At 53.7% G+C, this 730-nt stretch carries 2 protein-coding genes; both read right to left on the reverse strand.

Annotation, left to right across the window (positions count from 1 at the left end):
• A partial coding sequence (locus J5224_RS32650) for a deoxyribodipyrimidine photo-lyase (RefSeq protein WP_264629077.1) occupies positions 1-96 on the reverse strand: 96 nt, incomplete at its 3' end.
• Between the two features lie 22 nt (positions 97-118).
• On the reverse strand, positions 119-730 hold a 612-nt coding region (locus tag J5224_RS32655; RefSeq protein WP_264629076.1), incomplete at its 5' end, for a YbgA family protein.

Here is a 730-nt window from a genome sequence, read left to right on the forward strand (position 1 = left end):
AATGACCTTGGCATCGGCGTTCTGACAAGCAGCATGCAGCGCGGAGTGATCGGTGATCCGTAAATCATGGCGAAACCAGACCAGATGCGTGGTCATAACTGTTCCTTACTGGAAAATATTAGTGGCCATAGCGTAAACGCAAAGCTTCAGGATAGGGGTCAAAGTAGCGCTGCTGCGCCAGGTAATCATCAGGGTATTCGGTCATGTAATGACGCAACAGCGTCATCGGTGCCAGCAGCGGTTGCACACCTTGCCGATAACGATCGATCAGATTGGCTAACTCCTGACGCTGTTGGGAGGTCAGGTGGGGACGAAAATAACCCTGAACGTGCATCAATACATTGGTATGGTTACGACGCGATGCCGGGTGCGACAACAATCGCATAAAACGCAGCCGGTATTCCGTGGCAAAGGCTTCCAACGTCGGCCATTGCGCCATGCCTGCGACAAAAGGGCCCAGCTCTCGGTATTCGGGCTGCGAGTGCGCCAGTAACAACAATTTATAGCGGCTATGGAACGCCATCAGTGCGCCACGCGACAGCCCCTGCTGCCAGATTTGCTGCAATTCATGCAAGGCATAAACCCGGGCAATAAAGTTCTCTCGCAGCACAGGATCGCTCAAGCGGCCATTCTCCTCTAACGGCAACCACGGCATGTGCCGTTTCAGCGCTTGTGCAAACAGCCCTTCCCCGCTTTTCCGGGCATTTTTTCCCTGACTGTCATAGACCTT

It is taken from the genome of Candidatus Symbiopectobacterium sp. NZEC135 (assembly GCF_025962695.1).